Annotated in this window: 1 protein-coding gene; it reads right to left on the bottom strand. The window is 38.1% G+C overall.

Features of this window, described 5'->3' with window-relative positions:
* On the bottom strand, nucleotides 1-215 hold a 215-nt coding region (locus tag R0K30_RS21915), incomplete at its 3' end, for an efflux RND transporter permease subunit (RefSeq protein WP_410612941.1).
* Nucleotides 216-273: the final 58 nt, after the last annotated feature.

Raw genomic sequence — 273 nt, 5'->3', positions numbered from 1 at the left:
GGAGTAAATAATTTCCCCTCAAGCCCGGTGAGCATTAACAGGGGTGAAAATACAATTATAATAATGATAGTGCCTGAAAAAACCGGTGCAGCAACCTCTTTACAGGCACGATAAATAACATGCAGCCTAGGTAAATGTTGATTATTAGCCAGCCGGTTTAAAATATTTTCAACAATAACAACCGATGAATCCACCAGCATCCCAATTGCTATCACTAAGCCCCCTAAGCTCATTAGATTGGCTGATAAGTTAAACTGTTTCATCATAATAAAA

Source organism: Bacillus sp. SIMBA_154 (assembly GCF_046536015.1).
Taxonomy (GTDB): Bacteria; Bacillota; Bacilli; order Bacillales; family Bacillaceae; genus Bacillus; species Bacillus pumilus_P.
This window is presented reverse-complemented; position numbering and strand designations above follow the sequence as displayed.